The sequence below is a fragment of the Flaviflexus equikiangi genome (assembly GCF_014069875.1).
Taxonomy (GTDB): Bacteria; Actinomycetota; Actinomycetes; order Actinomycetales; family Actinomycetaceae; genus Flaviflexus; species Flaviflexus equikiangi.
Genome location: NZ_CP059676.1, coordinates 1,456,658 through 1,473,138, shown reverse-complemented (window position 1 = coordinate 1,473,138; position 16,481 = coordinate 1,456,658). Strand labels below are relative to the sequence as shown.

Below are 16,481 nucleotides of genomic sequence, written 5' to 3'. Positions count from 1 at the left end.
CCCTTCAATAAAGATACTGACGCCTTAAGGCTATCCGGTGAAAATGAGGGCACCTAGGGATTGTGTCCTACCACAAGTCGGTCGGGACTTTCAGGTATTCGAGAACCTCAGCGATGAAGGAAATCGTGCCGAGAGCAAGAACGTCCCCCTCCAGGCCCTCGACCACCTCGGCGAAGCGGGGCAGATCCGGGTAGGGCAGGCCAGGGACGGACACGTGGATCGCGCCGGGCAGGATCTCGCGGCAAGCCGCGACGTCCTTCGAGAGAGGCCACGACGCCACGATTGTGGGGTTGGTGAGGGGAGCTGCGGCGAGTGCGGCACGGACCCCCGCCGGGGAGATCGCCGCATCCACGCACCAGGTGCCGCGCGGGCCATGGTGGATCGAGGTGCGGCCGGGGAGATGGAGGGAGGGAACGGGCTGAGCCTCTCGGCCCAGTGCTTCGCTCAGTGCCGCTCCAATGGCGTGACCGAGCCCGAGATTCTCCCCGATCAGTGGATTGGCGTGGGCGATAGGGGAGGACGGAACCACATCCGCGCCCCAGTCCGACACGTTCTGTTCGATGAGAGCATTCACGACCGGTGACTGGCGCGCGGTTCCGACGAACTCGATCGTGTCCGAACCCGCTCCGAGCAGGTTCTCGGCAACGCTGCGGAGATCGTCCCCGATGATGCCGATATGCTCCTCGAAGATCGGTGTCACGGCCATCGCACGGTGGGAGAAGAGGGAGACTTCATCCGTCTTCCCGCCCATGCCTTCCTCGAGGACGAGAACGTCTGCGCCGATCATCGACGCCCACCACGCTCCCATGATCGTGAACGCTCCCGAGGGAGAGAGGTAATGCTCAGACGGCAGCGAGCCGAGAACCTCGGAGAGGCGGGAGGAGATGAGACGGTAGTCGGCGTCCGAGATTGCGCGACCATCGAGACGAATGCGCTCGCGGTTGCTGCGAAATGCTGGGGAGGTGACCGCAACCGTCGTCAGCCCAGAGGCGGAGAGGGAGGTCGATGCGGCGGCGGCCGCTGTGCCTTTGCCCTTCGACCCGACGACCGCTAGTGACGGCGGGGGAGAGAAGTCGAGGAGCGTCATGAGGGCAATGGCGGAGTCGAGCGTGCGCGGCTTCGATCCCCGCTGCGCCCACTGGGCGAAGAACGGGACATCTGCGGGCAGGTGTTGTGCGGTCACACCACGATCGTAGTCAGCCACGGGCGGATTATCGGCCACCGCGGAACGTTTTCGTTAGAGTGGTGGCATGACACAGCTACAGACAGGCGACCGCGCACCCGAGTTCACCGTCGACACGGCGGAGGGCCCGCTGAGCCTCCGCGATCTCCTTGACCAATCGGACAAGGGCGTCATCGTCTACTTCTACCCGAAGGCGATGACGCCGGGATGTACGACGGAGGCCTGTGACTTCCGGGACGCCAACCTCTCGGACGCAGGATACTCGGTCATCGGCATCTCACCGGATCCTGTCGAGGCTCTCGAGCGCTTCACGCAGGCCGAATCGATGACCTTCCCTCTCGGCTCAGACCCTGACCACGAGGTGATGGAGGCCTACGGGGCGTGGGGAGAGAAGAAGAACTACGGCCGCGTCGTCGTCGGCGTCATCCGTTCGACGTTCGTCATCGACAAGGACGGAACGATCGTCGACGCGCTCTACAACGTCAAGGCGACCGGCCATGTGGCGCGCGTGACAAAGAACATTATCGGTTGAACCGTGTGGGTGTAGTCGGCGCGCGTACTCTATTCTGGTAGTCGCGCGCGAGTGGCGGAATTGGCAGACGCGCTGGATTTAGGTTCCAGTGTCCTCGGACGTGCGGGTTCAAGTCCCGCCTCGCGCACCATTCGGGGCATCTCCACGGAGACGCCCCGATTCGCGTCTCCACTCTCGCACCGCCATGCTGTCCCGTACTCGCGGTCGGGACATCGTCGCCCAGGAGGTTCGGTGACATCTGTCCGATATGCTGATGCATCCGATCTTGCGGGAGCTGCCCAGCTCCTCGCTGTCGCTTTCCGTGACTATCCATGGACCCGCTATGTCGTCCCGGAGGAGGACTACGACGAGCGGCTGCGCGGTTTGTATGCGCACTATTTGGGCCACGCCCATCGGCACGGGTTTGTGGCAGCGGCGGACGATGGTGCTGTTGCCGTGCTGGCGCCTCGAGCCCCAGAGCCGGCAGCTGTCGACGAGATCATCGCTCTCCACGGCGACAGGGTTGATCGCCTGGGCGGTGGGATGGTGTGCGACGACGCTTGGACGATCGAAGCGATCGGTGTGCACCCCTTGTCGCGCGGCCATGGTCGCGGCAGCGAGCTTCTCGCTTTCGCGCTGGACGGGATGGCGAGACGCGGCGCCGGGAAGATCGTGCTGGACACGTCCGACCCGCGAAACGTCCGCCTCTACGAGCGCCACGGGTTCCGTATCGTCGCGGAGCGCACGACGCCGTCGGGGCCGCCCGTGTGGACGATGCTGTCGGAGCTGGTCCCGGCCGAGAGGTGACTCTATATCAACCCCACCTGCTATACAGAGACTGTGCATAAGTATTCGCATGCCTAGGGCAGCTGCATGTCCAGTCGGTGATCGTCTCCGGCTCGATTTTGCTAAACATGCTGACCATGGTCGCGCTTTTTAACCGAACGGTGATCCAAGAGCTTGGATAGTACAAAGGTGCTAGTAAATGCCTGTTGACAGTGTTTACATCGTCAGATTAGACCATTTGTGCAGTACAAAGACTGAGAATTGCCTTTTGTGTACTGTGCATATCGGGTCCCGATGATGCTACATAAGGTCAATTTAGATTCTTATGTTGTTTTATCTCTTCTGGGAAGATCGTACGTGTGTTGTCGGGAACCGGATAAAGCGGACATTTGGCATATACATAACTAAGCGCAATTAGTCTAGCGATAAATCTGTGAATTACGTCACACTTTGCGCCCTGGGGGTTTGAATATTCTCAGCAATGCGTAGTGTTTCACATCACCACTACTTCGGTGCCCGATCGCGGGTGTCGACGCGGGGCACTGGCGCTGATGCCAGCACGCTCTTCCCGGCTTGCCTTGATGGCATGCCTCGTGATCACTGCTAGCACTCCTGACAAGGGAGCAATTGTGTATACCGATGGACCACTCAGAGAACCACAGCCCTCATCGAAGCCGGCTGACCTATCGAATCGATGGCGCCTGACCAGAGCCACGTTCAGTGCCACATTCGCGGGACTGCTCGTCGCCTCCATGACCCTCGGATCGGGAGCTATTCTCGCATCTGCCTCCGACGAGCAGCCGGTGGACAGCGACATGTTTGTCTTCCAGCAGGAGCCCGTGGTCGAGGAGCCGACACAAGACCCGACAGAAGACCCGACCGCCGAAGAGGAGCCCGTCTCGCCCCCAGCGGAAACTGAGCCGACAGTCGAACCGATCGTCGAGCCAGTCGACGAAGGGGAGCCTGCCCCGGTCGAGGAACCCGTCGAGGCACCGCCCGCGGAGGATCCCGAGTTCGACATCCTTGCCCCGCCCGCAGATCCGAGCGAACTAGCGAACGACGAAGGGATGGAGGCCTCCCGCGACATCGTGGCCCTTGCGGTCGGTGTTCCACTGGGGGACCCGGGTGAGAGGCAGACGAAACTCATCGTCCGGGCGGGCGGCTCCCGAACTGGCGCCGGAAACGCGACCCAGACGGTCAGCCCCCTGCCGGGCGTGACCTACCAGTTCTATCGCACAACGACAAGCACGATCGCGGGAGGTACTCTCGCGGGCGAGTGCACGACGGACGCCAACGGCGAGTGCGGGATTATCGTCGACATTGCACCCTCGACGACAGGGTCGCAGAGCCGCTCCTTCTATGCTGTCCCGACCGGCGTGCCGGCGGGATGGACGGCGCCGACCTCCTTCACCGAGGTGGCGAACAACTACCGCTTCAGTTCCGGGCTCATTTCCACGACTGCGTCGGCTGCGGCTCGCACCGTGACGATTCCCCGACAGTTCAACTCGACGGTGACGACTCCCCGCTGGGCCAATGTCCGTGCAAACAACCCGCTGCCTGACCAATGCGGCATCGACATCGCGCTCGTCATGGACCTCTCCAATTCGGTGACGGACGACGCGGCGCTCCTGGCTCAGTACAAGCAGTCGGCCAACGGCTTCGTCACTGCCCTGACCGGCACGCCATCGAGAATCGGCCTCTACACGTTCGCGACGAACGCGCCCGCCAACGGCGCGAACAACGTCGGGTTGCCGTTGACGTCGGTGAGCTCTCCCGAGAGCGCGGCGCCGATCACGGCGCGGATCAATGCCTGGGGAGATACCCCGGAGAACATTCAAGGCGGAACGAACTGGGATCGCGGATTCCACCAGGTCGCCGAGTCCGGCGTGAGCTATGACATCGTCATGTTCTTGACGGACGGCGCGCCGACATTCCATCGCAACCAGCAGGGCACTGGCAACTCGACGTCGATCGCGGAAGTGAACGAGGCCATCCACTCGGCAAACGCCGTCAAGGCGATGCCAGGCCAACCGGCGATCATTGCCGTCGGTATCGGCGGCGCCGCCTTCACACAGGCGGCAACGAACAGGCTCAGCTCGATCTCGGGACCCAACGAGGGCGTCGACTTCGTCCGCTCCAACTTCGAAGATCTCGAGCAGAATCTTCGAGATTTCGCGACAGAGAACTGCGGCGGAACGGTGACCGTGACGAAGCAGACCGTTGACGAGAACAACGAGATCATCGACCCCACTGCGGCGGGCTGGGAGTTCACCGCATCGACCGCCGGCAGCTACCTGGAGACACCCGGCACGGGAACCCTCGTCAACCAGCTCATCGTCGAGACGACCGAGCCGGACGGCAACTTCAACGTCGGCGTGAACTTCGATGCGCAACCGACAGCGATCAGGCCTGTCACGTTCGTCGAGACCCAGCAGGATGGCTACGAGATCGTTCCGCAAGTCTTCAACGGACAGTCCGCGAATGCGAGCTGCTTCGTCAACGGGCAGCAGGTGCCAGTCACGAACTCGGGCGAGCTCGGATTCACGGTCAATGTGTCCGCGCAGGGCATCGTCAGCTGCCTCGTGCAGAACAGGATTCTGCCCGTCGATGCCTCTGTCACGGTTGACAAGGAGTGGATCATCGAAGGCGAGAGCGTGGCCAATGGTGACCAGCCGGCAGGCTGGAACGCCCAGCTGACGCTCACCGGCCCCGAGGGGGCAGCCGCAACGAACCAGGGATGGGGAGTGACACGGACCGGGTACACGGAGGGCGACACCGTCACAATCAACGAGACCACCTCGGGTATTCCCCAAGCCTGTACCGTCTCGGCGGCTGTGACCGCGGTCAACGGCGAGACTCTCATCGAACCCGCCTCGCTGGCTTACCTTGCCACCCTCGCTGCGGGGGACAACACCTACACGATCACGAACACGGTCGACTGCGTCCAGACGCTCGTCCTCACGAAGACCGTGAGCAACGGCCCGGCAGTCCCCGCCGACTGGACAGTGTCGGGGACTCCGCTGGAGGGGGCACCGATATCCGGTGCTGGCACCGTGACAGGGGAGGTCGATGCGGACACGCCCTACGTTCTCGCCGAGGCAGACAATGCCGCGGGGCCGAGCGCAGGAGCATACTCGGCGATCTACGTCCCGACCGATGATGGCTGGGTCTGCACGGAGGAAGCCTCCGGGGAGACAGTGACCCCCGTCGACGGTGCTGTCAGCGTTCCGCTCGGCGGAACGGTCGACTGCGAGATCGCGAACGAGACCTCCCAGCTCACACTCCTGAAGTTCGTGGACGATCCCCAAGGGATATCGGCCCAAGGGCCCGACTCATGGCAGTTGACGGCGGCAGCCTCCGACAGCCCGGTGGTCCCCGGACTGGCGAGCCCCGCCCCCGTGACGGGATCGGAGGATCCCGCGGCGGCGAACACAGTCTGGGTCCGTCCCGCACACACCTACACCGTGTCTGAAGAGACCACGGGCACGAATGAACTCGCCTTCATCCAGCGGGGCATTCAGCGCTACATCGGTGACACTCCTGAGAATCCGGATCACACGAACAGTGCGCATTGGGTCGATGTGACGACCGCCGATATCCAGGTGGACGCGGGAGCGTCCGAGATCTATCGCTTCGTCAACGAACCCATCCCTCCCATCGATATCCCCATCACAGGCGGTACCGGGGCGGGGGTCTATCTCTCCTTCGGCGGGGGACTGCTCGGTGCAGCACTCCTGGTGGCATGGCGGCATCGCAACCGCATGGATAAGGCGGCCTAAATGTCCCATCACTCGATTCAACGACGATTCAACCCATCCCGCGTTACGCGGCAGCACACGAAAGATGAACTCATGCAGACACAACGGAAGTCATTGTCGCGGCGCATCGCGGCAGGGTTCGGGGCCATCACCCTCGGACTGATAGGGGCCCTCGGGGGCGGCATGGCAGCATCCGCTGCCCTGATCGACGGGCCGAACCTGGATGGAGATTCGGGCTCGATCATCGTGCACAAGTACGAAGAGCCTGCCGAGGCGACCGGCCTTCCCAACGATGGCACGGCGCAGGACATGACGGGATACACCCCGTTGAACGGCGTGGAGTTCACGGTGCAACAGGTGACCTCGATCGATCTCACCACCTACCAGGGGTGGGACATGACAGAGGGCCTCACGGCTGCCGCGGTCATGGCCGACCCCGTCACCTACCCGCTTGGCGAGGCAGATACGGGCGTGACCGGCGCCGGTGCAGAGGCAGCGGGAACCGCAACATTCGCCGACCTTCCCGTGGGTCTCTACCTCGTGACGGAAACGAATGTCGGCGACAATCCCATCGCGATCAAGGCACAGCCGTTCCTCGTCAGCGTCCCCCTTCCCACGGGAGACAACCAGTGGATCTACGACGTCAACGTCTACCCGAAGAACGCGGTGACGACCATCGACAAGGTCGTTGATGATGCTGCTGCCCTCGGCCTCGGCGATGTCGTCGACTGGACCATCACGTCAGAGGTTCCCTACCTCGCCGAAGGAGATACTTTCGACCTCTTCTCCATCACCGATACTCTCGATTCCAGGCTGGGATTCGCCACAGCATCCCTCACCCTGACGGATGCAACGGATGCGACGGTCGCGCTACTCGCGACAGACTTCGACCTCGTCCTGCCGCCTGTCGGCTCGAGCGGGCTCATCTCCCTCACGTTCACCACCGGTGGCCTTGCCAAGCTTGCCGGCGCGCAGGGCGGAACACTCACGGTCGAGGTCGGAACCACCGTCCTGTCGATCGGCGACGGCACGATCGAGAACGAAGCAACCTTCTTCATCAACGAATTCGAGGGCACCGCGGACGCGGTCACCGACTGGGGTGCCGTCCAGATCCTCAAGTACGCGATGAATGGGGAAGAGACCGACTACCTCCAGGGAGCACAGTTCCAGGTCTTCTCCACTCTCGCCGACGCGAACGCGCTGACGAACCCAGTCAGCATCTCGGGCACGTCGACCTTCAGCACGGATGCCGATGGCGAGATCATCCTCAGCGGCCTCAGGGCCGGCGACTACTGGCTCGTCGAGACCCAGCCCCCCGTCGGCTACACGACCGGCGACGCGGGACCCATCGCGGTCACAGTGACGGCTGGCTCCCTCGAGCAGGCAGTCCTCGTCGAGGTGGAGAACGTGCAGAAGCCCTCCGTGGACCTGCCCCTGACGGGCGCGAGCGGCGTCCTCCTCCTCACCCTGGGCGGAGCTGGCCTCCTCTCCATCGCCGGTGGCACAGCACTCGTCAACCACCGACGCAAGACAATCCGATAGTCATCTAGCAGGACGGCGGGGAGGTTCTCCTCCCCGCCGACCCATGGGAGTTGGTCATGGCAACACTCGTAGCAGAGCGTGAGAAGACTGAGCGCGAGAGATGGCGGCTGCGTCTCGTGCCCGCCGTCGTCACCGTCATCGCACTCGTCGGCATGGTCATGCTCCTCTACCCGACGACAGCCGCCTGGGTATCCCAGTACAACCAGTCGCAGATCATCGGACAATACTCGGTCGTCGTCGATTCCGATCTTCACCCCACCGCAACAGAGCAGCTCGCACTCGCGCACGAATACAACGCAAGCCTGCAGGCCGGCGCCTTTCTCGGCGTCAACGAGCGAGTGCCCACCGGCGACGGGGCGACCGTCAACGAGAGGCTCTCCTATCGAGACATGCTGAGCGCTCGCGGCGTCGACGTCATGGCACGCTTGAAGATCCCGACCATCGACCTCGATCTCCCCGTCTATCACGGCACCTCCGACCAAACCCTCCTCGAGGGCGTCGGACACCTCGAAGGAACATCGCTGCCAGTCGGCGGCATCGACACCCATTCCGTCCTCACCGCCCACCGCGGGCTCGCGTCCGCCACCATGTTCAACAATCTCGACCAGCTCGACATCGGCGACACGTTCACCATCGAAGTGTTCGGAGAGGTTCTCACCTATCGCGTGTCCGAGACGAAGGTCGTCCAGCCCCATGAGACGGAATCCCTCTACGCCCAGTCGGGCCGTGACATGGTCACCCTCGTCACGTGTACACCGCTGGGTGTCAACACGCATCGCATCCTCGTCACCGGTGACCGCATCACCCCCACACCGCTCAGCGACATGGCGAATGTGGGAGCAGCCCCCGATATTCCAGGCTTCCCGTGGTGGGCCGTCTGGTTCGGCCTCGGACTATCCCTTCTCGCGGCCTACGTGTGGCAGTCGGGACGACCACGTCGCAATAGGGCCTAGATCGCCTTCTCATCGCTGGCGTTCCCGCCAGGTTTTGGCACAGCCGCGAGGCGGACCGTGATCGCGTGGAGACGCTGCCGCAGGGGATGTGCGCGGCCGGCGAACTCCTTCTGGCGAGACACATAGGCCACTCGTCCCTCCGTCGTCTCGATCGGGATGGGCTCAAGACCGAGACCAGACAGATCGTAGGGCGCGGCCGCCATGTCCATCCACCGGATCTCTCGCGCAAGGTCGAAGACGTCAAGGAGGAGGTCCCCGGGAATCGCGGGCCCCAGCTGAAGGCACCACTTGAGAAGATCCATGTTGGTGTGGAGGCAGCCGCCCTGCTCCATGTCGAGCACCCTCTCCCGTGTGGGATGGACCGTATTGTGCGGCATGGCGGGCTCTGTGAAGAAACGGAAAGCGTCATAGTGGGAGCACCTGACGTGCGCACTGTCGACAGCACGGTCAGTGCCTGCCTGGCCAAGACGAAGGGGAATGTCGTGCCGCTTCTCCCCGCCATACACCATGCACCATTCGTGCCAGCCGAAACACGCGAATGTCGGTGTCCGATCGAGAACGCTGCGGGTCAGATCGTGGACGAAGCGAACGCCCCGGCCCCGGGCGGCAAGATAGTCGTCGAGGTCAAGTCTGAGAACACCATCGACCTCCCGATGCCACCGCCACGCGAGACGCTTCTCGTATTCCTCCGCCCCGACATGATTCGAGGGAGGCCTCAGAAGCCCCACGCCCGCGCCGGGATGCCAGCGTGCGAGGAGGCCGGGGCGGAGCGGGTAATACTCCCACAGAAAGTCCTCGATCGCATGCTTCTCGGCGCTGCGCCGTCTCGCCTCGTGTCCAGCCGAGCGCTGCCGGGCCTTCTCGACGTGGTCTGTGTGCAGAGACCACCACAGGTCGGGGGAAAGAATAGTCATCGCTCCCAGTTTGCCACGCTAGGCTAGGGCTATGCAGATTGCTCGTATCTCACTCGAATCCGGACCCCGCTACGCCATCGTCGATCACGACAGCGACGAATATGTCGTCCTCGCCGGCGACCCGATCTTCCAAGGTCTCGACACGACGGGCCAGCGTGTGCCGCGGAAGGGAACCCGCGTCCTATCACCTGTTATTCCGCGCTCGAAGGTCGTCGCTGTCGGACGGAACTATGCCGCCCACATCGAAGAGATGGGGTCGGAGGAACCTGCGACGCCCCTCCTGTTCTTCAAGCCCAACACGTCTGTCATCGGCCCCGATGACTTCATCATCCAGCCGTCGTGGTCCCAGGAGATCGCCTATGAGGCTGAGCTCGCAATCGTCATCGGACGCCCCTGCAAGGATGTGCCGCCGGCGCGCGTCCCCGAGGTCATCTACGGCTACACGATCGCGAACGATGTGACTGCCCGAGACATCCAGCGCGAGGAGCCCCAGTGGTCGAGAGCGAAAGGGTTCGACACATCGTGCCCCCTCGGCCCCGTCATCGATCTTGACTTCGATCCGACCGACGTCTCCATCCAATCCAGGGTCAACGGAGAACTGAGGCAGGACAGCCGCACGTCCCTCATGATCCGCGGCGTGACTGAGCTTGTCTCCTACATCTCCCACTCGTTCTCGCTCCTGCCCGGCGACGTGATCCTCACGGGCACGCCAGAGGGAGTCGGAACCCTGCAATCCGGTGATGTGGTCGAGATCGAGATCGAGGGTCTCGGAGTGCTGTCCAACGAGGTGCGGACGAACTAAAGCGAGGCGAGTCGCGGGCGGGCCTGCGCTACCCGGTGGCCTCAGCCACCGCTGCAGCCATGCGGTCCAGCGCCTCGTCGAGAATGGTGCCCGTCGTTCCGAAGACTAGACGCAGATACGAGTCGTAACCTGTGCCGCACAGTGCACCGTCCGTGAGGGCAACCCCGTGGCGCCTGAAGAACTCGACCGGGGACCCCACGGTGGCCGCGAGCCCGCTTGCATCGATCCACGCGATATAGGTGCCCTCGGGGCGGGCCGTGGAGAGGCCGGGGAGGGTGTTGATGACGTCCGTCAGACGGTGCCGATTCCTCTCTAACTCGTCCTTCACCGCATCGAGCCAGTCCGTCGAGTCACGATAGACCGCGATCGCGGCCTCCACGCCGACCGTGTTGATCTGGCGTTCGATGATCGAGGCCGGTGCTGCCAAGAGCGCACGGATCGGTTCGCTGACAATGACCTGCGCGCTCTTCAGGCCCGGCGTGTTCCATCCCTTCGAGGTGGATGTGGCCGTGACAGTGTGGGCCGCTGTCTGCTCCGAGAGGCTCGCGTAGGGCACATGCGTTCCCTCGAACACGTGGGGTGCGTGGATCTCATCGGAGAACACGATGGCGTCGCGCCGGGACACGATCTCGCTCACCGCGGCCAGCTCCTCCCGGTCGAGGACACGACCGACCGGATTCCACGGGTTGCACAGGATCAGGAGACCGCCGCCCGCGAGAGCACGATCAAGCCTTTCATAATCGAGTATCCAGCGTCCGTCCTCGACGATGCTGGGAACTTCGATGAGTTCCCGATCCTCTTCACCGGGGATCGTGAGGAACGGCATGTAGGCAGGGGTGGGAACGACGACCGGGCCGTCCGGGACAACGTGAGTGAGGGTTGCCCGCAGGCCCGTCAACACGTCGGGAAAGAGGAGCACGCCTGAAGGATCGACAGTCCACGAGTAGTCGCGGGCTAGAAGATCGGCGGTCGCACTCCTCAGCTCCTCGGCGAGATGTGAGGGGAGATACCCGAGAGCGCCGCTGTCGGCGCGCTGGCGCAAGCACTGCGAGACGGCGGGCGGCACCCCGAAGTCCATTTCCGCCACCCACATACCGAGGCAGTCCGGAAAAGCAGTCCATTTGAGCGAGCCCGTGGCGCGCAGAGTTTCGGGGGTGACGTTCTCAAACATGTGACTACTCTAAAGCTCTTTGGCGAAACAGCGGGAACCCTGAGCGCGGTAGTCTTGCACTATGACTGATGTTCGCGTTCGTTTTTGCCCTTCGCCGACGGGAACCCCCCACGTCGGCCTCATCCGCACAGCTCTCTTCAACTGGGCCTATGCTCGGCACACGGGAGGCACGTTCGTCTTCCGCATCGAAGACACGGATGCTCAGCGTGACTCGGAGGAGTCCTACCACCAGCTCCTGGATGCCATGAGATGGCTCGGAATGGACTGGGATGAAGGGGTGGAAGTCGGCGGTCCGGATGGTCCCTACCGCCAGTCGGAGCGAATGGAGCTCTATGCGGATGTTGCCGCGAAACTCCTCGAGGCCGGATATGCCTACGAGTCGTTCTCCACGCCCGAGGAGGTCGAGGCCCGTCATCGCGCAGCCGGGCGTGACCCGAAACTCGGCTATGACGGATACGACCGTGATCTGACAGAGGAGCAGAAGGCGGCGTTCCGTGCCGAGGGGCGCGAGCCCGTGCTGCGGATCCGCATGCCAGACGAGGATGTGTCGTTCGTCGATGCCGTGCGCGGGGAGATCACGTTCTCACCGGGCAGCGTCCCCGACTACGTCATCGTGCGAGGCAACGGGCAGCCGCTCTACACGCTCACCAACCCGGTCGATGATGCTCTCATGAACATCACGCATGTCCTGCGCGGAGAAGACCTCTTGTCATCGACTCCCCGCCAGGTCGTCCTTCATCGCGCCCTCGTCGAGCTCGGCATCTCCACCCAGGTCCCGATCTTCGGGCACCTGCCGTATGTCATGGGGGAGGGGAACAAGAAGCTCTCCAAGCGCGATCCAGAATCGAATCTCTTCCTGCACCGCCAGCACGGCATGATCCCGGAAGGTCTCGTCAACTACCTGGCCCTGCTCGGATGGTCGATCGCCCCGGACCGCGACATCTTTACCGTCAGCGAACTGATCGAGGCGTTCGATATCGAGGACGTCAATCCGAACCCGGCGCGCTTCGACGAGAAGAAGGCCATCGCCATCAACGCCGAGCACATTCGCCGCCTCGACACCGATGACCTTGCCCGCCGCATCGTCCCCTTCCTCGGCGACGCCGTCTCCTCCGGGTCCTACGACGACCTGACGGACGCTGAGCGCAGCATCATCGACCGAGCTGTCCCGCTCGCCCAGACCCGCATCCAGGTCCTCTCAGAAGCCGGCCCCATGATGGGATTCCTGTTCAAGGACGCGGCCGATATCGTCTACGACGAGAAGGCTCTCGGCAAGCTCCGCGACCAGGCGCCCCTGGTTCTCCAGGCCGCGATCGAGCACCTGGCGGCGCTCGAAGAGTTCGCGGCGTCCGAGATCAAGGACAGGATGTCGGTCGCTGTCATCGACGGACTCGGCATCAAGCCTCGGATCGCCTTTGCGCCCCTGTTTGTGGCCGTGACGGGCACCAACGTGTCCCTTCCCGTCTTCGACTCGATGGAGATCCTCGGAAAGGCTGAGACGCTCGCCCGGCTGCAGAAGCTTGCCGATCATCTCGGCTGAGTGAACAGTGGCCCCGGGGTTTCCTCCGGGGCCACGCCTTTCCGGGCGGTGCACGGCGGTGCAGTGATCACCTTCACCCTCCACCGTTTTGCGATCAAAATGCCGACCCGGTAGAGTCTAGTTCTGCGCGCAACCGAGGTTGTGAGCAATTGGGGTATGGTGTAATTGGCAGCACGAGTGATTCTGGTTCATTTAGTCTAGGTTCGAGTCCTGGTACCCCAGCAAGGTTTCTTCGGAAGCCGAGGCCCCGTTCGTCTAGCGGCCCAGGACGTCGCCCTCTCACGGCGGTAACACCGGTTCAAATCCGGTACGGGGTACAGGTAGCGCAAGCTACTATGACAGTGCAAGCTGTCGGCACGGCAGTGCGAACTGTCGGTAGGCCCCGTTCGTCTAGCGGCCTAGGACGTCGCCCTCTCACGGCGGTAACACCGGTTCAAATCCGGTACGGGGTACAAGGCTAAGGTCTGAGCAATGCTCAGACCTTTTTCCTTTGCCAACAATCGTGGATACTGCTAGATCCTTGCCAGGGCAGCGATGTCGTCCTCGAACTCCCGCGCAGTCTCCGATGACACGGTCACCTTTGTATGCGAGATCGCCGACAGGTAGTCCTCGACGCTCGGACCATCATCGGTTCCCGTCGACGATGATCCGATGGCACGCTCGAATGCCTCCTGTGAAGCTCGGCGAGCAGCATATTCGATGTCGGCCGGCGAGAAGCCGTCGGTGGCCTCCACGAGGGCGTCGATATCGACTCTCGCAGTCGGGGGAACGAACATGAGCCAGATCGCGCGCCGGGCCTCCTCATCGGGAAGCCCGATGGGGATGACATAGTCGAATCGGCCATGCCGGAGGAACGCGGGGTCGATTGCCCGGATAAAGTTCGTTGCACAGATCAGGAGCCTGCCGGGCTTCTCCCTGAACGCCGGAATGACCTTGAGCAGTTCGTTCGTCACGGCCTGCGTGGGAGAGGGCGGCTCCCCGCCGCGTCGGGACGCGATTTCTTCAACCTCGTCGATGAAGACGACAGCATGGTCGAGGCCCTCGATCCGCTCGAACGCCTCCCTGAGTTCGCCTGCCAGGCCACGCGGGGAAGAAGCGAGCCTGGATGGGAACACTTCCACAAAGGGCCACTCGAGCCGCGACGCGACCGCTTTCGCGAACGTCGTCTTGCCGGTGCCTGGCGGGCCGAAAAGGACAATCGCGCGAGGTGGCACCACCCCGAACTGTGCGGCTTTCTCCGGATTGGAGAGCGGCAGAACCAGGCGTCGCTCCAGGAGAGACTTCTCGACCGTCATGCCGCCGATCGAATCCCACCTGTCGCGGCCCACCATGCGCCCGCCGAGTTCGCGCAGGAGCAGGATCTCCTCCTGCCGGATCGGTATCGTGCGCTCGAAATAGCGCAGGTGTCTCTGATCGGCGAATCCTGCCCGGGTCAGTGCGGCGCTCGGCTCGACATTATCGGGAACAAGGATCGACATGTGATGGATTCCCTGCGTGGCCAGGCGCTGCTCGATCGCGCTGAGCATGGCGCGCGACATGCCGCGGCGCTGCCAGCTCTCGTCGACGGCGAAGAACACGATCCATGCCTGGTCGTGCGCCGCCCGGGCCACCGTCACGCCGACGACGTCGTCCCCGACAGTCGCGACGACCGCCGTGTCAGCCCGCGTGGATGCGATGACTTCGTTGAGGGCGTAGACCGGAACCTCGACCTGGCTGACGTACTGCTCCCACAGCCGCAGGAACCCATCGAGGTCGGTGGGCTGGAAATCTCGGATGCGCCAGTGCGTCACGAGGTCCTCCTTCGTTGGTGGATCCGGTACGCCACAGAGTACTCAACACCGTCTCTCATGTGGCCCCGGTCTCACAGCGTGGATGGTGTGCGCAGGGCCCCCGGCGGTGACGACCGGGGGCCCTGAACTCTTCACGTGCTACTTGATCAAGCGCCACACAGAGGGCAGCAGCGCAACGGCGGCAAGTCCCTTGATCGCATCGCCGATAAGGAACGGCAGCACTCCCATCTGCAGTCCCGCACCGAGTCCCGCTCCCGTCGACACCATGAGCCACGGCAGGCCGATGGCGTACACGAGGGCGGAGGAGACGATGACAAGGAGTGCGGTCTTTCCGAGCGTGCGGTCGAATCCGCGCTCCGCGAGCGCGCCCGCGGCAGCAGCGGCAAGGACGTAGCCGATGACATATCCGAAGGATGCTCCGCCCCAACCTGATGCACCATCGGCGAAGACCGGCGCGCCGGCGATGCCGAGGAGCATATAGAGGGCCAGGGACAGCGCTCCCTTGGCGGGGCCGAGGGAGGCGCCCGTCAGCATGACGGCGAATGTTGCCATGGAGAGAGGCACCGGCGTGAACCAGAGCGGGATGATGAGTTGGGAGGCCAGAGCGACGAAGAGGGTGCCTGTGAGGACGAGCGTGACGTCGCGCAGACGGGACACGGGAAGGTGATCAGAGAGGACGCCAGCGGTGATAGCAGGTGAAGACACGAGCCGCCTTTCGAAGTTACGAATCGGTAAGTTACGAAATGGTAGGCAGATCTTCTTTCGAGATCCAAGAGATCCCACACCGTGGACCTCTGTTCGTAAGAAAGGTCACGGCGCTGCGGCGGTCTGCTCGGGTGGGGATGGTCAAGAACCCTGCCGTGGCCGATAATGGGGCCATGGCTCTGGAGAATGGCAAGATCTACGATCAGCGCGACTATGACAGCGGCACCCTGGGGGAGAGCGACCTGCCAGCCTCTCCGCGTGTCCTGTTCGAGTCCTGGCTATCCGAGGCTTTCGATCATGGTCTTCGTGATCCGAACGCCATGGTGATCTCGACCGTTGACGATCGCGGCATCCCGTCGAGCCGGGTCGTGCTTGCGAGAGGCGCGGATGAGAGGGGGATCGTGTTCTACACGAACTACGAATCCCGCAAGGGCCGAGAGATCGCCCAGAACCCCCGCGTGTCCCTTCTCTTCCACTGGCGAGAGCTCGATCGCGTCGTCCGCATCGAGGGTCGAGCCGCACGAGTCAGCGAAGAAGAATCGGACGCGTATTTCGACTCCCGCCATCCGCTCTCGCGGATCGGATCGACCGCCTCTCCGCAGTCTTCCGTCATCACGAAGGATGAGCTCGCTGCTCGGATCACCGCCCTGACTGCCGGCGTGGAATCCGGGGAGATCGAGCTGACGCGCCCAGCGCACTGGGGCGGCTACCTCGTCGTCCCCGACGAGGTCGAGTTCTGGCAGGGCCGGCCGAGTCGGCTCCACGATCGCTTCCGCTATCGCAGGGATGCCGACTCGTGGAGGATTGACCGCCTGGCACCGTGATG

The 16,481-nt window shown here is 63.3% G+C and carries 13 protein-coding genes and 4 tRNA genes; 12 read left to right on the top strand and 5 right to left on the bottom strand.

The window, feature by feature from the left end; translation table 11 throughout:
• Positions 1-67: 67 nt before the first annotated feature.
• Positions 68-1,204, bottom strand: a complete 1,137-nt coding sequence (locus H2O75_RS06930; protein ID WP_182170071.1) for a folylpolyglutamate synthase family protein — start codon at positions 1,202-1,204, stop codon at positions 68-70.
• A gap of 46 nt (positions 1,205-1,250) precedes the next feature.
• Between H2O75_RS06930 and bcp the strand changes: the two genes are divergently transcribed.
• From bcp to H2O75_RS06900, 6 genes are all read left to right on the top strand, one after another.
• Positions 1,251-1,715 carry a thioredoxin-dependent thiol peroxidase gene (gene bcp / locus H2O75_RS06925; protein WP_182170068.1) on the top strand — a complete coding sequence of 155 codons (465 nt, stop codon included), beginning with the start codon at positions 1,251-1,253 and terminating at the stop codon, positions 1,713-1,715.
• A gap of 45 nt (positions 1,716-1,760) precedes the next feature.
• Positions 1,761-1,845, top strand: a tRNA-Leu gene (locus tag H2O75_RS06920).
• 101 nt (positions 1,846-1,946) lie between these two features.
• Complete coding sequence (locus tag H2O75_RS06915; protein ID WP_182170065.1) at positions 1,947-2,501, top strand: GNAT family N-acetyltransferase; 555 nt, start codon at positions 1,947-1,949, stop codon at positions 2,499-2,501.
• A 731-nt stretch (positions 2,502-3,232) separates the two neighbouring features.
• A complete protein-coding gene (locus tag H2O75_RS06910; protein WP_182170062.1) occupies positions 3,233-6,259 on the top strand; it encodes a hypothetical protein in 3,027 nt (1,008 codons plus the stop codon).
• A gap of 72 nt (positions 6,260-6,331) precedes the next feature.
• A complete protein-coding gene (locus H2O75_RS06905; RefSeq protein ID WP_182170059.1) occupies positions 6,332-7,780 on the top strand; it encodes a SpaH/EbpB family LPXTG-anchored major pilin in 1,449 nt (482 codons plus the stop codon).
• 56 nt (positions 7,781-7,836) lie between these two features.
• The gene (locus H2O75_RS06900; protein ID WP_182170056.1) at positions 7,837-8,733 is read left to right on the top strand and encodes a class C sortase; all 897 of its coding nucleotides are present in this window, start codon (positions 7,837-7,839) and stop codon (positions 8,731-8,733) included.
• On the opposite strand, the gene H2O75_RS06895 is transcribed toward H2O75_RS06900, so the two are convergent.
• Positions 8,730-9,647, bottom strand: a complete 918-nt coding sequence (locus H2O75_RS06895; RefSeq protein ID WP_182170053.1) for a 3-methyladenine DNA glycosylase — start codon at positions 9,645-9,647, stop codon at positions 8,730-8,732. The genes H2O75_RS06900 and H2O75_RS06895 overlap by 4 nt on opposite strands.
• 31 nt (positions 9,648-9,678) lie before the next feature.
• Here H2O75_RS06895 and H2O75_RS06890 point away from each other — a divergent pair, with 31 nt between their 5' ends.
• Positions 9,679-10,449 carry a fumarylacetoacetate hydrolase family protein gene (locus tag H2O75_RS06890; RefSeq protein WP_182170050.1) on the top strand — a complete coding sequence of 257 codons (771 nt, stop codon included), beginning with the start codon at positions 9,679-9,681 and terminating at the stop codon, positions 10,447-10,449.
• A 28-nt stretch (positions 10,450-10,477) separates the two neighbouring features.
• Here the strand turns inward: H2O75_RS06890 and H2O75_RS06885 are convergent, their stop codons facing one another.
• Positions 10,478-11,620, bottom strand: coding sequence for a MalY/PatB family protein (locus tag H2O75_RS06885; RefSeq protein ID WP_182170047.1), 1,143 nt, complete (start codon positions 11,618-11,620; stop codon positions 10,478-10,480).
• Between the two features lie 61 nt (positions 11,621-11,681).
• Here H2O75_RS06885 and gltX point away from each other — a divergent pair, with 61 nt between their 5' ends.
• From gltX to H2O75_RS06865, 4 genes are all read left to right on the top strand, one after another.
• Positions 11,682-13,160 carry a glutamate--tRNA ligase gene (gene gltX, locus H2O75_RS06880; protein ID WP_182170044.1) on the top strand — a complete coding sequence of 493 codons (1,479 nt, stop codon included), beginning with the start codon at positions 11,682-11,684 and terminating at the stop codon, positions 13,158-13,160.
• Between the two features lie 150 nt (positions 13,161-13,310).
• Positions 13,311-13,382: transfer RNA gene (locus H2O75_RS06875), tRNA-Gln, on the top strand.
• Positions 13,383-13,404: 22 nt separating this feature from the next.
• Positions 13,405-13,477 (top strand) — tRNA-Glu (locus H2O75_RS06870).
• A 62-nt stretch (positions 13,478-13,539) separates the two neighbouring features.
• Positions 13,540-13,612: transfer RNA gene (locus H2O75_RS06865), tRNA-Glu, on the top strand.
• A gap of 60 nt (positions 13,613-13,672) precedes the next feature.
• On the opposite strand, the gene H2O75_RS06860 is transcribed toward H2O75_RS06865, so the two are convergent.
• Positions 13,673-14,950, bottom strand: coding sequence for an ATP-binding protein (locus H2O75_RS06860; RefSeq protein WP_182170041.1), 1,278 nt, complete (start codon positions 14,948-14,950; stop codon positions 13,673-13,675).
• A 138-nt stretch (positions 14,951-15,088) separates the two neighbouring features.
• Positions 15,089-15,655, bottom strand: a complete 567-nt coding sequence (locus H2O75_RS06855) for a biotin transporter BioY (RefSeq protein ID WP_182170038.1) — start codon at positions 15,653-15,655, stop codon at positions 15,089-15,091.
• A 173-nt stretch (positions 15,656-15,828) separates the two neighbouring features.
• Between H2O75_RS06855 and pdxH the strand changes: the two genes are divergently transcribed.
• Positions 15,829-16,479, top strand: a complete 651-nt coding sequence (gene pdxH / locus H2O75_RS06850; RefSeq protein ID WP_182170035.1) for a pyridoxamine 5'-phosphate oxidase — start codon at positions 15,829-15,831, stop codon at positions 16,477-16,479.
• The last annotated feature ends 2 nt before the right edge of the window (positions 16,480-16,481 follow it).

Excerpts from the sequence above, each read along its gene's own strand:
- bcp (WP_182170068.1), top strand. The coding sequence starts at position 1,251 with ATGACACAGCTACAGACAGGCGACCGCGCACCCGAGTTCACCGTCGAC.
- H2O75_RS06910 (WP_182170062.1), top strand. The coding sequence starts at position 3,233 with ATGACCCTCGGATCGGGAGCTATTCTCGCATCTGCCTCCGACGAGCAG.
- H2O75_RS06905 (WP_182170059.1), top strand. The coding sequence starts at position 6,332 with ATGCAGACACAACGGAAGTCATTGTCGCGGCGCATCGCGGCAGGGTTC.
- H2O75_RS06900 (WP_182170056.1), top strand. The coding sequence starts at position 7,837 with ATGGCAACACTCGTAGCAGAGCGTGAGAAGACTGAGCGCGAGAGATGG.
- H2O75_RS06895 (WP_182170053.1), bottom strand. The coding sequence starts at position 9,647 with ATGACTATTCTTTCCCCCGACCTGTGGTGGTCTCTGCACACAGACCAC.
- H2O75_RS06890 (WP_182170050.1), top strand. The coding sequence starts at position 9,679 with ATGCAGATTGCTCGTATCTCACTCGAATCCGGACCCCGCTACGCCATC.
- H2O75_RS06885 (WP_182170047.1), bottom strand. The coding sequence starts at position 11,620 with ATGTTTGAGAACGTCACCCCCGAAACTCTGCGCGCCACGGGCTCGCTC.
- gltX (WP_182170044.1), top strand. The coding sequence starts at position 11,682 with ATGACTGATGTTCGCGTTCGTTTTTGCCCTTCGCCGACGGGAACCCCC.
- pdxH (WP_182170035.1), top strand. The coding sequence starts at position 15,829 with ATGGCTCTGGAGAATGGCAAGATCTACGATCAGCGCGACTATGACAGC.